Raw genomic sequence first — 19506 nt, forward strand, 5'->3', positions numbered from 1 at the left:
GTTTTAAAAAAGATACCAGGTATGAAAAAAGATACGAATATTGATTTACAGCCATTTGTAAAAGAGGAAACCGGAGAATATAACTGCCCGATGACAAAAGTGCTTCGTATTATTGGTGGCAAATGGAAGCTGCTGATCCTGAATGCTATTTTATTGGAATGTCCGAAGCGTTTTGGGGCACTTAAAAAGAAGATGCCTGATATTACCCAGGCTACGCTTACTACACAATTGCGCGAGCTTGAGCGTGATGGTATTATTTTACGAACGGTTTATGCAGAATCACCACCAAGAGTAGAATATAAGTTAACTGAATTGGGCTTAACCCTGGTTCCGATTATTGAATTGCTAAACGAATGGGGCAATACCTATTGCATCCACAATAAAGAGGGTGTCCTCTAAAAGGTAAGGTCATCCTCTCGAGGTAAAGAGAGGATGACCAGGTGAGGCTACAAACGTCCCCTCGCTTCATTTCCTGCAGCGTCCACGTTTTCCTTATTGTCTTGCTTTTTCCCACTTGAGAAATTATAGGTGAAGAAAACGCCAATATACCTCACAAAATCAAGTCTGTTCCTTAAAACGTTTCTGGTAAATTCCGCAGTATTGATTTCATATCGAGGTTTGTATAAATGAAAAGGGTCCTGCAATTCAAAACTCGAAGTTAGTCGATCATTAAGAAAGCTCTTCTTTATGTTTATGTCCAGTTTGYCAACTCTTTGTTGGTCATAAATACCATAGAAATCACTGGTTTTATAAAATCCTGAAACCTCAACAAAGTACTTTCTCCGCAAATTAAACTTACTGGCAGTCCTAAGGTATTGTGTAAATTTAGACCTGTTTAAGGCTTCAGTGCCATGAATATCTATCGTCCGATATCTCAGTGTGGCACTCGTATTAATTTCCCACCAATTGGTTAACTTTATTGGAATGTACAAAGAGGTGAAAACATTATTATTGTCAGTGATATTTTCGTCCCTTGAAATAATGACATCCCCAATATTAGTGAGATTCTCAGTAATGGCATTATTGGTATTTTGATACCCAACAGTAAAACTGTATTTCCTTTTTAACAAATATTCCAATTGCAAATTATTGCTGAAGTAAGATCGTAAGTTAGGATTTCCTTCCTGGATGCTATTAAGACTTACATAGGTAACAAAAGGATTCAATTGTCTGAATCCAGGGCGATCTATTGTTCTGTTATATGAGAGCGTAAGTGAATGATTTTCTCCAAATTTCCTATTTAAAAAAGCAGATGGAAAAAAGTTCCACTGGTTACGTCCGATAGTTTGTTCTGTAGTAACTGATTTACCATGGTAATTAGTTTGTTCAGCCCTTATTCCAACTTTGAAATCCCATTGTTTAAAAGACTTGGCGACCGTGCCGTAGAAGGCCAGAATATATTCACTATACAAAAACCTGTTGGACTTTAAGGGATCTAATGGAGACTGCTCATTCAGGCCATTTCGATAATCCATTGAATAATCCGTATTGGATGCAGTAAATTTACTTCCTGTATTAAATACAAGTGATTTAAAAAGATGTTTTTCTAAATCTATATTGGCTACATGCACCATAGATTTGCCGATCGTCTTGGTGAATAAGCTATCACGAGAATGGGATTCTGCCCCATTTCCGTTTAAAAATTCAGTTTCTAAAGCAGAAGGGTCTCTCAAGCCATAGGAAATATAGCTATACCCAATATCCAGTTTACTACCAATTGTATCAAGTTTATTMCGGTAAAATGCGTTAGCCATTTGGTTAACATAACGAAATGTAGTGCTTTTTTTTGTGTGCAAAGAAGAGTCGACAGTACTTGCCTTTATATTGGCCAGATAATCAATATCTGTTTTATATGTACTACTGACACTACCAGGATTGGTAAACATATTGTAACTGACGCCAACCGTTTGTTGAGAATTCAGTTTATAATCCACACTAGCATTATAGCCTATGCTGTGGTAACGTTCGTCGTACTTTTCAGTTTGCTTGCTAATAATGCCTGTTGATTTGAACTGCTGACTAATGTTATCTTCATAAAAAGCCGGTGTCCAGAAATAATTAAAACTTCCCTGAAAATTAAATTTACCTGCACGGTAATTCAAAAACGTTGTAGCTTTTGTGTTGTCGTATTTATTATACCAGTATCCGCTGCTTACATTACCGCTAAGCCCGTATTTGTACTCAGATTTTAAAACAATATTTATAATTACCCCGCCATTTTGCGCATCATTTTCGGCCCCAGGAACTGCTTTCAGCTCGTAAGATTTGATGGATTCAGAAGGAATAGACCGCAGATAAGATAACAACTGATCTCCCGACAGCAAGACTTTCCTGTTGTCAATATATACAGTCACACCTTGAGAGCCCCTGAACACAATTTCTTTTCCACTCACATAAACACCAGGTATTACGTTAAATAATTTTAGGGCATCTTCACCTTTTTCATAGATACTACCCTCTATATTTAGGATCAATTTATCGAGAGAGCGACTGATTAGCTGCCTTGTAGTAGTAATAGTAACATCTTTTAATTGTATAGCTGATTTATTAAGAACAATATCAGGCACTTCAAGTACCTCTGCATTCCCTACGATAACTTTCTGTATTAAGCTGTCTGTTTCCACTGACGATACCTTAAGCAAGTAGTCGCCCTGCTCATAAACCTTTAGGCTAAATCGGCCACCGGTGTCTGCTAGTGCCGTAGAAACAATACTTTGATTAGTAACCTTCATAATTTGGATAGTAGCCAATTCAACTGGTTTGTGGTCAGAACCTATTACCCTCCCCCTTACAGTATACCCGGTTTCTTGTCTGCGCCTTTCCAGTAGAATATTATTGTTGACCTGTCGGAAAGAAAAATCCGTGTTTTTTAACAGTTCATATAATGTGTTTTCTACCGTTCTTGTACTAAATGCGATATTGAGGTCTGTAATTTCCTTTATTTCCGATTTCCTATAATAGAATCGGAAATTCGTTTGTGCCTCAATTTTTTTTAAACCAGCTAGTAAACTTTCATCTTCCAGTTTAATAGTAACTTTGCAATCGCTCATTTTCTGACCGTTTACCGGTACAGCCATGAGGAACTGCAATGAAGTTAAGAGGAAAAGAAATATGATAGTACTTACACGCATCAACCAGACTATAAATTGTTTATTTAATATTATTATACCAATGAGATAAGCACATGCCATCCCCATATTCCACATTGTTGCAGAATTTTTCATAATTTTAAAATGTTTTAAGTGATTCCAATTATTTAAAGCCCCGGATACTCCGGGATTCCTGTAGACCGATGGCCGTCGGTTTACAGGTTATTTTGCTGACACTACTTCCTTGAGGCATATTCAGCGTATATAAAGCTTAGTCGTTATTCATCTAAATAAATTTTGCAGATAATATTAATTACAACCTTCGCCATAGATGACGATGTGTCCACTTGATTTGGTTTCCCAGGTTGCGTTATTAAAGTCAGTGATCACGTCTAAAATTTTGTTCAGTTGATCTCCTTTCAGTGTTGCGCCGCTAAATCGACATCTTTTTAATTTGTCATTATTAAAAGTAATCTTCACATGAAAATGCTGTTCAAGCTGTATTGCTGCATCTGCAAGCGTAATATCATCAAAAAGTATATTCTCATCCCTCCAGGCTATAACCGTTTGAGCATCTATTGTTTTTTCGATTGGTTTTCTGCTTATCATATCAAGGCTTACCTGCTGATTGCTGGTAAGAATGCTTAAAACCTTACCGTCGTCTGCTACACTCACTTTACCCCTGGTTACCGTAACTTCCAGCGTATGCTTGTTTTGATCTTCTTTAATATTAAAGGCAGTTCCCAGTACTGTGGTAAGTACTTTTCCTGTGTGAATGAGAAAAGGTTTCGCGGCATCATGTTTAACATCAAAATAGGCTTCACCCGAAAGATAAATCTCTCTTGTTTTTCCATTAAATTCTTTAGGATATTTTAATTCAGAACCGGCATTTAACCAAACCTGGGTACCATCAGCAAGGGTAATCTGTTTTTTTTCATGATCAGGAATGGACAGTGAGGTTAAATCTTGCGACAGCATGCGCTTTTCTAATAGTGGCCAGCTTAAGTAGAGGCCAAAAACCATAATTAACACGGCCGCCACACCTGCAATTTTGTACCATAAGTATCTTCTTGATTCTATTAGCACTACTTTAGGCTCATTTGCCTTAATAGTATCCTTAATCTCCATAAACACATCAGAAAGCCATTGATCTTTACCAGAACGATCTAATTGTTGCCACTCGGGATCAGCATTTCCATTTTCTGCCAGCCATTTTTCAATCAGGTGATCTTCTTCAATAGAAGTCTCTCTTTTTTGGTAACGGTCTAATAAAGCTTCGATATTATCGCGGTTCATTTTATCGGATTTTGACAATAGTCGTATGAACCCCCGTTTGGTACTATGAGAAAATAAAATTTTTTTTTTTAGCGTATTATAGAACCGCTAATATAGATACCAAAATACTAGTGCAGAAACAGAACTAATTGTTAATGACCGGCGCAAATGCTTCAAAGCAGACGTTAGTTGATTTTTTACGGTTTGCTCAGAAAGCTGTAATTTATTTGCTATTTCAGGAATGCTTAAGTTTTCCTCTCGGCTTAAATGGTAGATCTCTTGAACTCTTGGAGATAATTTTTCCAAAGATTTACCAATAGTCTGTTTTAATTCTTTTAACGCTATTTGCTGTTCAGTTTCTGATCCTAAACTTGTCTGTAAAGTTAGCACCATTCCCATGTAATCTTCATGAGTAATGTTCTTTCTGATCTTATCAATGATGCGATAACGAACCATTGTAAATAAATAAGCCTCTAAATTCCGATCTATTTTTAGGGATTTCCTTTCCTCCCAAAATTTCACGAATAGGTCGTGAATGATGTCGCGTGAATCTTCAAGGCTATATAATTTAGAACTGGCAAACCCGGCTAACTTGTCCGCATAACGGTAATAAATTTCGGTAAAAGCGGCTTCATCATCCTTTTTTAAAAGATCGACCAGCTGAAGATCGCTCGATGAATTGTATACCGACATTTATTTTAGAGTAAATTATAATTGGCGAAGCTACAGGAAATAGTGATTCCTTGCAACCACATTTATCAATGTACCAGCTAGGAGTCAATTATGTTCTATTTTACCAAGATTGAGACGCATACGCGAAAACTTGATACAGATGCGCGGTCTTAACAAACTTCAATCACTTAATTTTACAATCCAAACTAATAATACAAATCAACTATATACACAAAAATGAACAAATCCAACAAATTAAAGGTCCTGGGCTTGCTGGCTTGCTTTTTCGCAATATGCCAAACCCAAGCTCAGGATAGGAAGGCACCTTCCTACCCGTTAATCACGCACAATCCCAATTTCAGTATCTGGTCAAATACCGATCAACTCAATGCATCTACTACAACTCACTGGACAGGCGCAGATCACTCACTACTGGGTCTGATCAATGTAGACGGTAATATCTACCGCTTTCTTGGTAAGGAAGAGACAAACTATAAAACAATACTCGGTACTTCTGACGAAACTCCTTATACAGTAAAGTATACGGAAACGGCACCGCAAGGCGACTGGAAGTCGGCTGCATACGCTGCTGCTGATTGGAAAACCGGTTCGGCTCCTATTGGAGATGACGCCAAACAAGTAAAAACACTTTGGAAATCTAATGACATCTGGGTAAGAAGGTCGTTTAATATTGCCAATCCTGCCAGCATCAATGAGCTGTTGTTAAAAATGAACCATGATGACAACATTGAAGTATATCTAAACGGTAAAAAGGTTTATCAAAAAGAAGGATGGACCAATACGTTCCAATATTTCCCACTAGATAAAAGCGACCTAAAGGCCGGCCAGAATGTGATCGCCATCCACCTGGCCAACTCGGCCGGAGGCAGATATCTGGACTTTGGTTTGGCTGATAAACTGAAGGACAATGCGGCCAAGATTCAACTGGCGAAACAGAAAAATGTAGAGGTTACTGCTACGCAAACGATCTATGATTTTACTTGTGGCAAAGTTGATCTTAAAGTTACCTTTACTTCGCCCCTACTTATGAATGATTTGGGATTACTGGCGCGTCCGGTTTCTTACATCACATACAATGTACAGGCCAACGACAAAAAAACTCACACGGTAAAGGTTTTGCTAAGTGCTTCTTCAAACATAGCGGTATATAGACCTTCACAGGAAGTAACTGCTAAAAAATACTCAACAGCTAAATTATCAATCCTAAAAGTGGGTACGGTAGAACAACCAGTTCTGCAAAAGGGTGCTGATGATATGCGCATCGACTGGGGTTATTTCTACGTGGCTGCTCCTAAGTCCAGCAATGCGGTACAGTTTATCACCAACAGTAGTTCTGCAGCTGATGCATTCAGAAACGGATCCTCAGCTTCTACTGCATCCCGTGGCAAATCTCTTGCCCTAAACACTGTCGTTCCTTTTGGAACTGTTGGCCAAACAGAGGTAGAGCGCTTTGTTGAGCTGGGTTACGACGAGGTTTATGCAATTCAGTATTTCAAGAGAAACCTGAGACCTTGGTGGAACACTTCTGGAAAGGAAACGATGGAAGGTCAACTGACCGATGCAGCTAATCAGTACAAAGAGGTAATGCAAAAATGTAAGACTTTTAACAAAGAAGTATATGCTGATGCACTTAAATCTGGTGGTAAGGAATATGCACACTTGTGCATTCTTGGCTATCGTCAGAGTATTGCAGCGCATACCTTGGTAAAAAGTCCTGAGGGCGAAATCTTATGGTTATCTAAAGAAAATAATAGTGGTGGATTCATCAATACTGTTGATGTAACTTACCCTTCTGCCCCGCTCTACCTGATTTACAATCCTGCTTTGTTGCAAGGTATGTTAAACGGTATATTTTATTTCAGCGAAAGCGGAAAATATCCCCACCCATGGGCCGCACACGATTTGGGTACATACCCATTGGCTAACGGCCAGACTTATGGAGAACCGATGCCAGTTGAAGAATCGGGCAATATGATTATCCTTACAGCAGCGATTGCGAAGGCACAGGGCAATGCAAATTATGCAAAAAAGCATTGGAAAACCCTGACCACTTGGGCAGATTACCTGACCAAGGAAGGATTGGACCCCAAAACACAGTTGTGCACTGATGATTTTGCAGGCCACCTGGCAAGAAATGCAAACTTATCAGTAAAAGCAATTGTAGGTATTGCCAGCTATGCACAAATGGCTGAAACACTAGGCTATACAGAAACGGCTACCAAATACAGAGCCATTGCCGAAAGCATGGTTCCTAAATGGATAGAAATGGCTGATGCAGGCGATCATTATGCGCTGACTTTTGACAACAAAAATACCTGGAGCCAGAAGTATAACCTGGTTTGGGATAAAGTTTTGGATCTGAGCTTATTTCCTCAGAAGATTTATGATACCGAAATTAAGTATTACCTGACGAAGCAAAACAAATTCGGTTTACCTTTGGACAGCAGAAAGGCATATACTAAAAATGACTGGATCTTGTGGACGGCGACTTTTGCTCCAACCGAAAAGGAATTTGAAGCGCTGGTAAAACCTGTTTACAGACATGCCATCGAAACGGAATCACGCGTTCCTTTGAACGATTTTTATGATTCCAATACCGGTATCCGCGACAACTTTAAAGCAAGAAGTGTAGTTGGTGGATTCTATATGAAACTTTTTTCAGACAAACTGAAAGGAAAATAAATCGGCTTTTGTTGAAATCCTGTGTCATTACTGGCACAGGATTTTCTATGATTTTTACTTATTAAAATCCGGATACGGAATCCCTTTGCCTGTTTCACAAAGCAATTTCAAGCTCCTTAAAAAGAGCGCCCAGTCAAAACTACAGCCTGCAAATTCTGATGTATATGCTGCCCATCCATCATGATGAAAAGATAGCGTAGATCCTTTGCGATGTGGCTCCAATTCAAAAGTAATCGTAGTGCCTACCCACTCTTCATATGCTTTAAGGCAAAGCCATTTTACGCTACTGTATGGTTTAAGTTCGGTTATCTCCATTTCTTTAAAGTAGCTCGGTCCAAAAGCAAACCTGGCAATACTCCCTACTTCAGGTTTTGCAACTGTATCAGGAGTCCACCAGCCCCCTAAGCCTTTTTGGGTGGTTAGGGCACTATAAACCTTTTCTACCGGTGCTTCAATAAGTAGTTTGTGATAAATACTTTTTGTTTGTTCTCTTGAAAGCTCATTCTCTGGCAACTGCGTTTTAAGAGTCCCTTCTTCTACATCCTTAGGTGTTGCATCACCTTTACCTGTTAAAATAAGATCTTTCAAACTATCTTGTATATAATGTGTCCATGCATCGTGGCAGACATTAAAACACTCATAATCTGGCACCAACCCCTGGTGTGTAAATTTCAATTGCGTTTTACCATCTTTTTCAGAGATCTCAAAGACTACATTAGTATCTTTCCACTCAGACTCATCTTTAGTAAATTTGAAATAGTTATCAAGCACATGCCAAGCCACTTTTTTGTTTGGCACAAGCTCAGTAATCCGCATTTTGGCGCGATGGACATCCTGGTAATGATATAAAAACTCACTATTAAGTTTGTCTGTGTCTCCGTCAATATTTTCAGACCACCAGCCACGTACATTATTAATAGCACTAAAAACATCCGATGCTGTGGCATCAACTAAAATCGTTGTTGTGAAATCTTCATTTTTCATAGTCGTAAGAATTATTATTTAAAAAATATATTCCTGCATCCATTTGCCAGATGCTTTCTAATTCAAAATTACAGACAAACACAGATCGATAAGAGGTGTATAATAGACTTTCTTAGGGGTTGATTTAGACAATGTTGTTAATAGTTTTTGAAGTTACCGATTATATCAATCGACTTTAACACTATTTAACACCTGGCGCTCAATGGATTCGAAAAGTAAACCATCATAATTACATAACTTTAGATATGCGTTTAACAGCTCTTCTTTTAGTTTTACAATTCTTTCTGGTCCTACAGGTTTCATCTCAAGTTGTTACTGGTACAGTGGTTGACAGAGATTCACGCCTCAAGTTAGAAAACGTAGAAGTAACGAATGGTACTTCCAAAGAAAAGGCAATCACTAATGCCAAAGGCGAGTTTAATATTAGGGCTATTCCTAATCAAATATTAATTTTTAATCAGCCTGGTTACTTTTCCGACACCCTGTTTTTGATAAATGCAAAGCCTATACGCAAGTATATGACACTAAACAATAGATTTCTTAATACTGTAGAAATCAAAGCTGAGGCATTTAATCCTGAAATACAATATGCAGATGTATATCGAAAAGCACAGGCAATTAAACTGGCAAAGAACCAACCATTCATTTTCTCTCCTTCCAGGTATTTTAGTCGGGAGGGAAAGTTTGCCAGACGGTTTAAAAGGAAACTGGAACGTGAGAAAACCGAGCGCAAGATCGATCAGCGATTTAATGAAAAGGTAGTTAAAACATACACTCCGCTCACTGGAGCTGAACTGGATTATTTTATGGTATTGTACAGGCCAACAATAAAAAAACTAGACAGGATGAATGAGGAGGATATGAAGTTTTACCTAATGGCCGCATATAAAGAATTTAAGGCTTTACCACCAGAAAAAAAGGTTTCGCCTTCCTTGAAAAGTAACAAATAAGAAAATCGTATTATTATTTAAATGTAGACCTTTTATCCAAAGGCTGCCAATAAATATTTCCTTTAAGTTTTCCTGTATGGACTCGAACCACAATCTTCTGAACCAAAATCAGACGTGCTACCATTGCACCACAGGAAAATAAGTGGAAATAAAAGGACTCGAACCTTTAACCGGTACCGTATAAGAGTACTGCTCTAACCATTGAGCTATATTTCCATTTTATGTAGAGTAACCCGGATTCGAACCGGGAACCTCCTGCTCCCAAAGCAGGTAATCTGACCAATTGATATATTACTCTAAAAATTCTTGTTAAAACAAAAGAGTCCCCTTAGGTTATCTAAGAGGACTCTTTTGTTTTAAATATTTCATTCAATACATAGCTATCCCCTTCGATAAATCGGTTGTGGTATAAAGTTTTGTATTGATGTAGTTTTCATATTAAATGGTATAAAATTTCTTGCTAAAACAAAGAGTCCTCTCAGGCTTACCTAAGAGGACTCTTTGTTTTAAATATTTTTATTCAATACATAGCTATCCCCTCCGATAAATCGGCTGCGGTATAAAGCTTTGTATTGATGTTGTTTTCATGCTGCAATAATACACAAATTTTCAGCTATCCAAAAAATATTTTTTTTATTGATTACCATTTTTCCTCAACAACTATAAGAAAAGCACCACTTATAACAGTAATCTTGTTATAAGTGGTGCCCATCAAAATCTTATCTAGAAAGAGTGATCTAATTACAATAAATCAAACCTATCTAAATTCATTACTTTACTCCAGGCCGCTACAAAGTCTTTCACAAACTTACTTTGGGCATCGGCGCTTCCATATACTTCCGCAATAGCTCTCAATTCTGAGTTAGAGCCAAACACAAGATCTGCACGAGTTGCGGTCCACTTTATCTCACCAGTAGTACGATCACTGCCTTCATATAGTTCTCTATCTTGAGATACGGCTTTCCATGAGGTTCTCATATCCAGCAGATTTACAAAGAAATCGTTAGTAAGCTGTCCCGAACGAGAAGTGAAAATACCATGTTTTGAACCATCAAAATTTGTATTCAATGCACGCAGCCCTCCTACTAAGACTGTTAACTCAGGCGCAGAAAGAGTCAGCAAATGCGCTTTATCTATCAATAACTCTTCAGTAGATACAGGAATTTTTGATTTACGATAATTGCGGAAACCATCAGCAATTGGCTCCAGATAACCCACAGATTCCACATCGGTTTGTTCCTGCGAAGCATCTGCACGGCCAGATGCAAAAGGCACCGTAACGGTATGTCCTGCATCCTTCGCTGCTTTTTCAATACCTGCACCACCTGCCAGTACGATCAAATCTGCTAAAGAAACTTTTTTACCGTCAGACTGTACACTATTAAAATCTTTCTGAATACTTTCTAACTTATCGAGCACCTTTTGTAACTGCGATGGATTATTCACCTGCCAGTATTTTTGAGGGGCCAGGCGAATACGAGCACCATTAGCCCCACCCCTTTTGTCTGAACCACGGAAAGTGGAAGCTGATGCCCATGCTGTAGAAACCAGTTCTGATACACTCAATCCCGATTCCAATACTTTTGCCTTCAATGCGGTAATATCATTCTCGTCTATTAGCTTATGGTCAACTGCAGGAATCGGATCTTGCCAAATCAATTCTTCTGTAGGCACATCCGGCCCAAGGTACCGCGCACGTGGTCCCATATCACGGTGTGTTAATTTGAACCAAGCACGGGCAAAAGCATCTGCAAATTCATCCGGGTTTTCCAGAAAACGTCTCGATATTTTTTCGTAGGCAGGATCAAACCTCAAGGCAAGATCAGTTGTAAGCATACTAGGTGCATGTTTTTTTGAACTATCAAATGCATCCGGAATAATATCTCCTGCATCTTTAGCTACCCACTGGTGTGCACCAGCCGGACTTTTAGTAAGTTGCCATTCAAAACCAAGCAGGTTTTCAAAGAAATTATTGCTCCATTGGGTTGGTGTTGTTGTCCAGATTACTTCAAGCCCACTTGTAATAGCATCAGCACCTTTACCTGAGCCATAACTGTTGCTCCAGCCAAGACCCTGCATATCCAGGTCAACGGCTTCAGGCTCTTTGCCTACATTAGTAGCTGGTGCAGCTCCATGAGTCTTACCAAAACTATGACCTCCTGCAATTAAAGCAACCGTTTCTTCATCGTTCATTGCCATACGACCAAAAGTATCGCGGATGTCTTTAGCTGCGGCAATAGGATCTGGATTACCATCAGGTCMTTCAGGATTTACATAAATAAGTCCCATCTGTACGGCAGCCAATGGTTTCTCCAGATTGCGCGAGTGGATTTTACCGTCTGCATTGTCGTCAGACACCACTACTCCGTGGTTCTCTTCAACACCTTCTGATCCGTGCGTATAACGCAGGTCACCACCAAGCCATGTGGTCTCAGAACCCCAATACACATCCTCATCCGGTTCCCAAACGTCTGGACGCCCACCGGCAAAACCAAAAGTTTTAAAGCCCATTGATTCGAGTGCGATATTTCCGGTAAGAATCATCAAATCGGCCCATGAAATCTTATTACCGTATTTTTGTTTAATAGGCCAAAGTAGCCTGCGGGCTTTATCAAGGCTCACATTATCTGGCCAACTATTAAGCGGGGCAAAACGTTGCTGCCCTGCGCCTGCTCCACCTCGGCCATCACCCACACGATACGTACCGGCACTATGCCATGCCATGCGGATAAACAAACCACCATAATGTCCAAAGTCTGCCGGCCACCAGTCCTGGGAGTCAGTCATAAGTGCATGAAGATCTTTTTTTACGGCTTCCAGATCAAGGCTTTTAAAAGCCTCTGTATAGTTAAAATCTTCGCCCAGTGGGTTCGACAACGAGGAATGCTGACGCAGGATGCTTAACTTTAATTGGTTGGGCCACCAGTCACGGTTTCTGGTGCCGCCACCGCCAACATTGTGTTTCATGCTACCATTATGAAATGGGCATTTACTGATATCGTTTGATTCTTTTTCCATTTTTATCAATTTATGGTATTGAACTGTTTGCAAGTCGTGTTCTGACTATTTATAAATTTATGATATTAGGACTAATAATCACAATCATTTAATTCTATAATTCAATAGGTAAAATCTATTACGGCAAGTATAAATCTATAATTCCTTAAGGACTAAGCCACTCTAAAACTGTTTAAAATGTAACACATTCAATGTTGCTAATATTAAAACTCTTCTTATATTTGGCTATTATTTTTAATTAATCTAAATAAGCCTTACATGAAGATACTTTACGCTGCGCTCTCTTTTATTTGTTTGTCTCTAGTTGCTCAGGTAGCATCAGCCCAGCTAAGCATAAATGGCAAAATAACAGACAAATCCAACAAACCCATTCCTGGAGCCACCGTCAAATTGGTAGAAAAGAATTTGATTCAGATCACTGATCAGGATGGTCTTTTCGAGTTTTCCGATCTTACGCCCAGCTCTTATAGCTTTATTGCTTCTTATATTGGTTATGAAACACAGAGCACAAAGTTTAACGTTCAAAATGGGAAAACACAATTAACCATCCAATTGGAGAATAAAGACAACGAATTGCAAGGTGTAGAGATAACCGGAAGGAAAGAACAGGCATATAAGAATACCAAATCCTTTTCCGGAACAAAAACGGAAACTCCCCTGCGGTATGTACCACAGGCAATCAGTTATGTAACCAAAGAGGTTATAGACGATCAGCAGGCTTTTAAAGCAAGTGATGTAATTAAAAACATCAGCGGTGCTACTCACTTTTCTTACTACAATAATGACATCTCTCTGAGAGGATTCAGATCCAGCAATGCATTAATTAACGGTCTGAGAACCCCTACTAGCAGCTGGAGCCAACCCTTGCTTCCAAACGTAGAGCGTATAGAGGTAATAAAAGGCCCGGCATCTGCCTTATTCGCAAACACAGACCCGGGAGGTACAGTGAACACCGTGACGAAGAAACCGCTAGACGAGGCCAGGAAATCAATCAATTTCTCTACAGGAAGTTACAATACCAACAGGCTGATGGCAGATTTCACGGGCCCTATGAACGATACCAAGACTTTACTTTACCGCCTGAACCTTGCTTACCAAAATGCAGAGTCATTCCGGGTACTACAAGGTGGTGAGGATATTGTTATTGCACCGTCCATTTCATTCATCCCTGATGACAAAACACAAGTGAACTTTGACTTTGTATATTCTAAAACCAAAAGTCGCTTAGACCGCGGTCAGCCAATATTTGGCGCTACTGCCGGAACTGACCTTAACTCCACCCCTATTTCTTTTGCTCTTGGAAAAAGAAATGATTTCGAGAATGAAACAAATTTGTACGTTACCACATCACTACAAAGAAAAATCACCAAAAATGTGACTTTCAATGCCTCTTATATGAAGTTTATGTATGATGAGGACTTACTTGAGCACCGTACTTCAAACAGGTACGCAGTAGATGCTGCCGGAGTTTCAATTCCTACAAAGATGGAAATGCAGACCATCCGCAGACAAGGAAAAAATTATAGCGATAACATTACCGCATATTTTGTTACAGACTTCGAAACAGGGCCTTTAAAACATAAAGTAGTTACAGGATACGATTATATCCAAAATGAATCACCTATAGGTAATTCCAATTATAATGCAACAGGATATCGTAAACTGGATGGTACAGTGGGTAATTATAACAAAAACACACCTGGACTTTTTGTGATGAAAGACGGCAATCCGGTGCCAAATGTTCCTCATTTTGACCTCGTAAATCCTGATTATTCCATTTCTGAAATTTCCGGCTACATCAATACCTCTTCACAAACTGATCCTGCCAAATATTATGTTCATGGGATTTACATCCAGGATCAGATCAGCTTTGGCAAATTTCAGGCTTTACTGGCCCTAAGACAAGAATACTATACAGATATCAACAGATATAAAAAACCGGATGAGAAAAAGGTAGAACAAAAAGCACTCATACCTAGACTTGGTTTGGTTTATACGCCTTTAGATCAGGTAAGCTTCTATGGTACTTATGCTGAAGGTTATCAGCCACAAAGTGTTGCTCAGATTGGAGATCCAGTCCGATTCGGCGGTCCATTTGATCCCCTAATCAGTAACATGTATGAAGTGGGTGCAAAAACTGAATTCTTTGAAAAACGACTTTCTGCCAACCTTTCGTTTTATCGAATAGAGCAGAAAAATGTATTAATCAACGCTGGCAACCCTGGAAATACCGAAGAACTCAGACAAGAAGGCCAGCAACGCGCTAAGGGTATTGAGATCGACATCAATGGTGCCATTATGCCAAATTTCAGTGTTACAGCAAACTTTGCAATCAGCAGGGCTGAAACCACAAAAAGCGACAAACCTGAAAATGTAGGCCTGTTGAATGCCAATGCTCCAAAAGCGCAAGGCGGTTTATGGGCAAAATACACATTCCTGAACCCTGACCTAAAAGGTCTTGGTATAGGTGCTGGTGTAAATTACACCGGCAAAAGAAACACTCTGAATACGATATTGGAACTTCCTGAATATACACTATTCAGTGCAGCGCTATATTATAGTATTGATAAGTTCAAAATTTCGGGTAACCTGAACAACGTATTCAACAAAACCCATTGGGTTGGTGGATATGATTTTAATAGATTGTATCCGGGTGCACCAAGAAATTTCATGATTGGAATTGGTTATACATTCTAATGAAACCGAATAATAACGATAAAAAGGGGCATAATTTGCTCTGGAAAATTCATCATTGGGCGGGCTTGTACACAGGCATTGTGATTGGTATTCTTTGCCTAACTGGCGCAATCGCTGTTTTCATCCCTGAGATCGACGGCTGGATCCAACGGCGTTATTATTCGGTTTATACTACCCCTCTTTCGGCGCCTGCACTACCCAAAATTGATAATGCGTTTACCGAAGCTAAAAAGCAGTATCCCAAGATGGCTAGTTTACTGATCGATATGCCCGACAGGCCGGAAGGCATAGCCACCTTCAGTTTTGTTGTAAAAGGCAAAGACAAAGCGTCAAATCAGTCCTATTCTCTGTTTGTTGATCCGGTGCATGATAAAATCCTGGGCAATCGCGACCGACAAAACTCGCTGGCTAATTACCTAAGGCAAATGCACGTACGTTTGTACGAAGGTTTTTGGGGTCGACAGCTTGTAGGTTTAGCTGGAGTGGCCTTTGTAGTAGTAACCATTACCGGTTTTCTGATCTATGGGAACTTTATGAAAAAACAGCCTTATCCAAAAATCCGCAAGAAGAATGTGCGCATTTTAATGGCTGATTGGCATAAAATATTGGGTATAAGCGCGCTGGCTTTCAATTTTGTAATCGCGTGTTCCGGTGCCTGGTTAGGCTTGCAACCTAAACTGATGCAATGGTTTGACATTAAAGCCCCTAATGATTTTAAGGCTGAGGTAATCATAGATAAGAAAGAGGATGCAAACATTGCGGTACATTGGAATAAAGTATTTAAAGTAGCAAAACAAGAATTTCCCGGTCTTAAGCCAGGTTATATGCGTGCCTCTGAGGACGGAACAGCTACTATCGAAATTCATGGCAGCATAGACGGCCAGATATACGAAAGAAACATAAACTCGCTTGTTATTTCCAAGACTACTTACAAACCCTTATTCAAATGCGACATCAGCAAAGCATCATTCAGAGATAAATTTTATTCGGTACAAGAGGCTCTTCATTTTGGTGATTTTGGCGGTTTAGGTTTAAAAATATTATATGCCGTTCTTGGCCTTACAAGTGCCTTTTTGTCGATCAGTGGTTTTGTAGTGTATTTACACCGCACGGATAAGATGAAAAAAAGAGCCATTAGTCCTTTAAAAACTACTTTCATTTATTCTATCCTGATTTTGTTAATTCTTATTATCATTGCTATGATCAGCATGTTTATCGGTTACCGTCAGGCTTCCTTTATTGCTGCAATCATTGTAAATGGTACACTGGCCATATTCATCATTTATGCCATTACAAATTATATCCTTAAAAAAATGAAACCAAAAGCCAGCATCATATGAACATGAAAGCTTTTTCTTTAATCCAGCACAAACTGATCCCCACAGCGTTAATAGCTGGAAATATAGCCCTTGTCCACCTCATTTATTTACTGGCAAAAGGAGATTACAGCCACACCTTATCGGCAACAGCTCTTTGCATTATCAGCTTAATAATTGGAATTTTACGCGCCAACAAGTATTTCTTGCTGGCAGGAATAATTTCATACACTATACTTATGTTAAGTGCCTTAATCTTTCTGCCTGCGTAATTTTAAACATCCACACATGAACCTCGCTCTACATATGATATAGCAATAAAGGATAATTGAAGTCGTTACAATTTATGTATATTACACATATACAATTTAATATACTACGATTATCCCCATATGAAAAATAAAATATCTCCGTTAACCCTATTCCAGCCTAACAAACTAAAGGTATTATTGTCCCTGGGTTTCAAAGGCTATCTTGCTGATAGAGGATGGTTTGATGCATATAAAACAAAATCTGCTATCGACGAGACCGGAAAACCTATTGCCTGGGTAACCTATTCTTTCATCGATTTTATTAAAGAACGCCTGAATAAACAGCAACGCGTATTTGAATTTGGTTCTGGTAATTCGACATTCTTTTACGCCAATTTAGCCGGAGAGGTTTATTCTGTTGAACATGATAAAATATGGTTTAAAACAAATAAAGCCTCCAACCTAAATAATGTCCATCTGATTTTTTGTGAGCTTGTTCCCAACGGAGATTACTGCAGGAGTGCAGCTAATACCGGAAAGAAATTTGACGTAATCATTGTGGATGGAAGAGATAGGGTAAACTGCTGTAAACAGGCTCTCGAATCTTTAACAGAAGAAGGCGTGGTGGTATTAGATGATTCAGAAAGAGATCAATATGCAGAGGGGGTTTCCTTTTTAATTGAAAATGGATTTAAGCATATTCCGTTTTCGGGAATTGCACCCGGAGTAATCATATCTAAGTGTACTTCTGTTTTTTACAGACAAAATAATTGCCTTAATATCTGATACTTAAAATAAATTCTTAAGCCATAACAGAAAGCATTGTCAGCGCAATTAGCCCAAGCTCCTGATTACCACTAATTTTCACTTTGTCTTTTACTTGTTCTGGTCGCAAGCTTTTTGAAAATAGCTTCCATGAGGTTTCAGGATCAATAATAATTTCAGTTGTTGGTGTTTCTGTTTGTTTTTTTGTCAATATCCATTTATTCTCAGTACGAAGCAAATACCACGAACCACCAACGTCCGTTGTAACAGTAACCTTTACAATTGACCCGTCATCTGCGGTTATTGATCTGTATGTGTGTGGAAGAGCAAGCATAAAAATATCAATAAAGGGATAATAAAGCTCAGGCGTCATTAGATCTGGTTTATTTACAGCAGCTCTTATTTGCTGTTGATGTAGCCACTTTTCTGTATACTGACGCGATATTTCTGTCCAGTTTTTACTTTCTGATTCACCAGTCCAGCCAACTGCTAAGACAGATTTATCCAAAGGATTCAAAGATTTAAGATAGTCACAAAATTGCTGACCGGTTATTTCAAGAAGAAAAATAAGCATTTCCGGACTTACTCTTTTCATAGCCTTTACCCAGTCAGCATTAAGTCTGTTCAGGAAATCAACCAAGTCCTGATAAGAATTTCCTTCTGGATGTTCACCGAAGTGATGATCACGAAGAATGGAAAGCACGCGAATATTACCGTCTAGCAAATGTGCAGCTACATCCTTAACTGTCCAAAGTTTTGCAATAGTCTGTTTTTGCCAATCTCCGGGTTTAAGTGATTTCAGTAAATCAAGCAGTTTCTTATCAAGAACAGGTAGCAAATGAACTACATCAATAGGGATTTTCGTCTGGGTTGTCATAAAATAACAAACGTTTTAATTATTATTTTCTTTCGGGAGTGATATAAAAATAATGAATTCCAGAAATTTATTGTTCAACTGACCTTACTTTATTGCTCCAAATGCTGCGAAATAAGAATTCTTATGCAGTATTTCAATCTCTTTGAACCCAACTTTACTTAACAAAGCGAGCTGATAGCTTAAGGAACGCGGTGTATCCTCGTAAGCAATATAATCAAATACTTTTTGTGCATATTCAGGTCCGCCCAAAGTTTCAAGGTATGCCCTGTACTTATCCTGAAAAAGCTTATTTATCAATTCACAGTCATGGGTAATTAAGTCAGAAATCCAAATACTACCACCTGGTTTCAATGCAATGTATAATTTAGTAAAAACAAGTTCCCAGTCGGCATCAGTACGTAAATGATGGAATGTGGCGGCAGCCAACACCACATCAAAGTGATTATCTGGTAAATCAAGATTACGCATATCATCTTGTATCACATTTACCTTACCATTAGTTTTTGCAGATACCCTTTCTTTTGCCCGTTCTAACATTGGCATGCTCAAATCATTCAGTGTACAATTCAATTCAGGAATTTTGCTTAGCATTTTTAAGGTATAATTACCCGCACCGCAACCTATATCCAGTAATTCTTTTGCATGTGGATTAATGTATTTTGCTGCCTCTGTACATAACTCCATGGTAAGTGGGGCGTCAATGGTTGTTTGCTGACCCACTTCAAGATTTGAAAAGCGTTCAACATCATTATCGAACCTTGCCTTAATTTCGTCGTTAGTGGCCTTTTTTAAATATTCTGTTTTCATATTTTAAATTTTTCATTTGTCAAACCTAACTCCTTTTATCATATTTGAAAAATATCAATTTTATCAATTCACGATACCCAATAGGTATTATAAATATGGAAC

14 protein-coding genes and 2 tRNA genes are annotated in these 19506 nt (G+C 38.8%); 7 read left to right on the forward strand and 9 right to left on the reverse strand.

Annotated elements, in window-relative coordinates:
- The first annotated feature begins 21 nt into the window (after nt 1-21).
- Nucleotides 22-399: a winged helix-turn-helix transcriptional regulator gene (locus tag AC1DDK_RS25635; RefSeq protein WP_430709558.1), complete on the forward strand. Its 378-nt coding sequence runs from the start codon at nt 22-24 to the stop codon at nt 397-399.
- A 47-nt stretch (nt 400-446) separates the two neighbouring features.
- Here AC1DDK_RS25635 and AC1DDK_RS25640 read toward each other — a convergent pair whose 3' ends face one another.
- From AC1DDK_RS25640 to AC1DDK_RS25650, 3 genes are all read right to left on the reverse strand, one after another.
- Nucleotides 447-3224, reverse strand: coding sequence for an outer membrane beta-barrel family protein (locus tag AC1DDK_RS25640; RefSeq protein ID WP_477634180.1), 2778 nt, complete (start codon nt 3222-3224; stop codon nt 447-449).
- Nucleotides 3225-3398: 174 nt separating this feature from the next.
- Nucleotides 3399-4385, reverse strand: coding sequence for a FecR family protein (locus AC1DDK_RS25645; protein ID WP_337716335.1), 987 nt, complete (start codon nt 4383-4385; stop codon nt 3399-3401).
- Between the two features lie 87 nt (nt 4386-4472).
- On the reverse strand, nt 4473-5057 hold the full coding sequence (locus AC1DDK_RS25650; protein WP_288879431.1) for an RNA polymerase sigma factor: 585 nt from the start codon (nt 5055-5057) through the stop codon (nt 4473-4475).
- Between the two features lie 216 nt (nt 5058-5273).
- Between AC1DDK_RS25650 and AC1DDK_RS25655 the strand changes: the two genes are divergently transcribed.
- On the forward strand, nt 5274-7739 hold the full coding sequence (locus AC1DDK_RS25655) for a glutaminase family protein (protein ID WP_288879432.1): 2466 nt from the start codon (nt 5274-5276) through the stop codon (nt 7737-7739).
- A gap of 54 nt (nt 7740-7793) precedes the next feature.
- Here AC1DDK_RS25655 and AC1DDK_RS25660 read toward each other — a convergent pair whose 3' ends face one another.
- Nucleotides 7794-8723, reverse strand: a complete 930-nt coding sequence (locus tag AC1DDK_RS25660) for an SRPBCC family protein (RefSeq protein ID WP_288879433.1) — start codon at nt 8721-8723, stop codon at nt 7794-7796.
- 245 nt (nt 8724-8968) lie between these two features.
- Here AC1DDK_RS25660 and AC1DDK_RS25665 point away from each other — a divergent pair, with 245 nt between their 5' ends.
- Nucleotides 8969-9673, forward strand: coding sequence for a peptidase associated/transthyretin-like domain-containing protein (locus AC1DDK_RS25665; protein WP_337716337.1), 705 nt, complete (start codon nt 8969-8971; stop codon nt 9671-9673).
- Between the two features lie 143 nt (nt 9674-9816).
- Here the strand turns inward: AC1DDK_RS25665 and AC1DDK_RS25670 are convergent.
- The 3 genes from AC1DDK_RS25670 to katG all read right to left on the reverse strand — a co-directional run bounded on the left by AC1DDK_RS25670 (nt 9817) and on the right by katG (nt 12691).
- Nucleotides 9817-9889, reverse strand: a tRNA-Ile gene (locus AC1DDK_RS25670).
- Nucleotides 9890-9897: 8 nt separating this feature from the next.
- A tRNA-Pro gene (locus AC1DDK_RS25675) sits at nt 9898-9971 on the reverse strand.
- A 443-nt stretch (nt 9972-10414) separates the two neighbouring features.
- Complete coding sequence (gene katG, locus AC1DDK_RS25680; protein WP_477634181.1) at nt 10415-12691, reverse strand: catalase/peroxidase HPI; 2277 nt, start codon at nt 12689-12691, stop codon at nt 10415-10417.
- A 258-nt stretch (nt 12692-12949) separates the two neighbouring features.
- On the opposite strand from katG, the gene AC1DDK_RS25685 reads away from it, so the two are divergent.
- The 4 genes from AC1DDK_RS25685 to AC1DDK_RS25700 all read left to right on the forward strand — a co-directional run bounded on the left by AC1DDK_RS25685 (nt 12950) and on the right by AC1DDK_RS25700 (nt 17741).
- Nucleotides 12950-15388, forward strand: coding sequence for a TonB-dependent receptor (locus AC1DDK_RS25685; RefSeq protein ID WP_172663100.1), 2439 nt, complete (start codon nt 12950-12952; stop codon nt 15386-15388).
- A complete protein-coding gene (locus AC1DDK_RS25690; RefSeq protein WP_288879435.1) occupies nt 15388-16728 on the forward strand; it encodes a PepSY-associated TM helix domain-containing protein in 1341 nt (446 codons plus the stop codon). Before AC1DDK_RS25685 ends, AC1DDK_RS25690 begins: the two co-directional genes overlap by 1 nt.
- On the forward strand, nt 16725-16976 hold the full coding sequence (locus AC1DDK_RS25695) for a hypothetical protein (protein WP_288879436.1): 252 nt from the start codon (nt 16725-16727) through the stop codon (nt 16974-16976). Before AC1DDK_RS25690 ends, AC1DDK_RS25695 begins: the two co-directional genes overlap by 4 nt.
- Before the next feature lie 120 nt (nt 16977-17096).
- The gene (locus tag AC1DDK_RS25700; protein WP_288879437.1) at nt 17097-17741 is read left to right on the forward strand and encodes a class I SAM-dependent methyltransferase; all 645 of its coding nucleotides are present in this window, start codon (nt 17097-17099) and stop codon (nt 17739-17741) included.
- 16 nt (nt 17742-17757) lie between these two features.
- On the opposite strand, the gene AC1DDK_RS25705 is transcribed toward AC1DDK_RS25700, so the two are convergent.
- Together AC1DDK_RS25705 and AC1DDK_RS25710 are read right to left on the reverse strand one after the other, a co-directional pair.
- On the reverse strand, nt 17758-18597 hold the full coding sequence (locus tag AC1DDK_RS25705; RefSeq protein ID WP_288879438.1) for a maleylpyruvate isomerase N-terminal domain-containing protein: 840 nt from the start codon (nt 18595-18597) through the stop codon (nt 17758-17760).
- An 84-nt stretch (nt 18598-18681) separates the two neighbouring features.
- A complete protein-coding gene (locus AC1DDK_RS25710) occupies nt 18682-19404 on the reverse strand; it encodes a class I SAM-dependent methyltransferase (RefSeq protein WP_288879439.1) in 723 nt (240 codons plus the stop codon).
- Nucleotides 19405-19506: the final 102 nt, after the last annotated feature.

This window comes from Pedobacter sp. 05T44, from assembly GCF_056395985.1.

What these genes read in the sequence shown, in the direction of transcription:
- AC1DDK_RS25635 (WP_430709558.1), top strand. Translation starts at nt 22, where the DNA reads ATGAAAAAAGATACGAATATTGATTTACAGCCATTTGTAAAAGAGGAA.
- AC1DDK_RS25645 (WP_337716335.1), bottom strand. Translation starts at nt 4,385, where the DNA reads ATGAACCGCGATAATATCGAAGCTTTATTAGACCGTTACCAAAAAAGA.
- AC1DDK_RS25650 (WP_288879431.1), bottom strand. Translation starts at nt 5,057, where the DNA reads ATGTCGGTATACAATTCATCGAGCGATCTTCAGCTGGTCGATCTTTTA.
- AC1DDK_RS25655 (WP_288879432.1), top strand. Translation starts at nt 5,274, where the DNA reads ATGAACAAATCCAACAAATTAAAGGTCCTGGGCTTGCTGGCTTGCTTT.
- AC1DDK_RS25660 (WP_288879433.1), bottom strand. Translation starts at nt 8,723, where the DNA reads ATGAAAAATGAAGATTTCACAACAACGATTTTAGTTGATGCCACAGCA.
- AC1DDK_RS25665 (WP_337716337.1), top strand. Translation starts at nt 8,969, where the DNA reads ATGCGTTTAACAGCTCTTCTTTTAGTTTTACAATTCTTTCTGGTCCTA.
- AC1DDK_RS25685 (WP_172663100.1), top strand. Translation starts at nt 12,950, where the DNA reads ATGAAGATACTTTACGCTGCGCTCTCTTTTATTTGTTTGTCTCTAGTT.
- AC1DDK_RS25690 (WP_288879435.1), top strand. Translation starts at nt 15,388, where the DNA reads ATGAAACCGAATAATAACGATAAAAAGGGGCATAATTTGCTCTGGAAA.
- AC1DDK_RS25695 (WP_288879436.1), top strand. Translation starts at nt 16,725, where the DNA reads ATGAACATGAAAGCTTTTTCTTTAATCCAGCACAAACTGATCCCCACA.
- AC1DDK_RS25700 (WP_288879437.1), top strand. Translation starts at nt 17,097, where the DNA reads ATGAAAAATAAAATATCTCCGTTAACCCTATTCCAGCCTAACAAACTA.
- AC1DDK_RS25705 (WP_288879438.1), bottom strand. Translation starts at nt 18,597, where the DNA reads ATGACAACCCAGACGAAAATCCCTATTGATGTAGTTCATTTGCTACCT.
- AC1DDK_RS25710 (WP_288879439.1), bottom strand. Translation starts at nt 19,404, where the DNA reads ATGAAAACAGAATATTTAAAAAAGGCCACTAACGACGAAATTAAGGCA.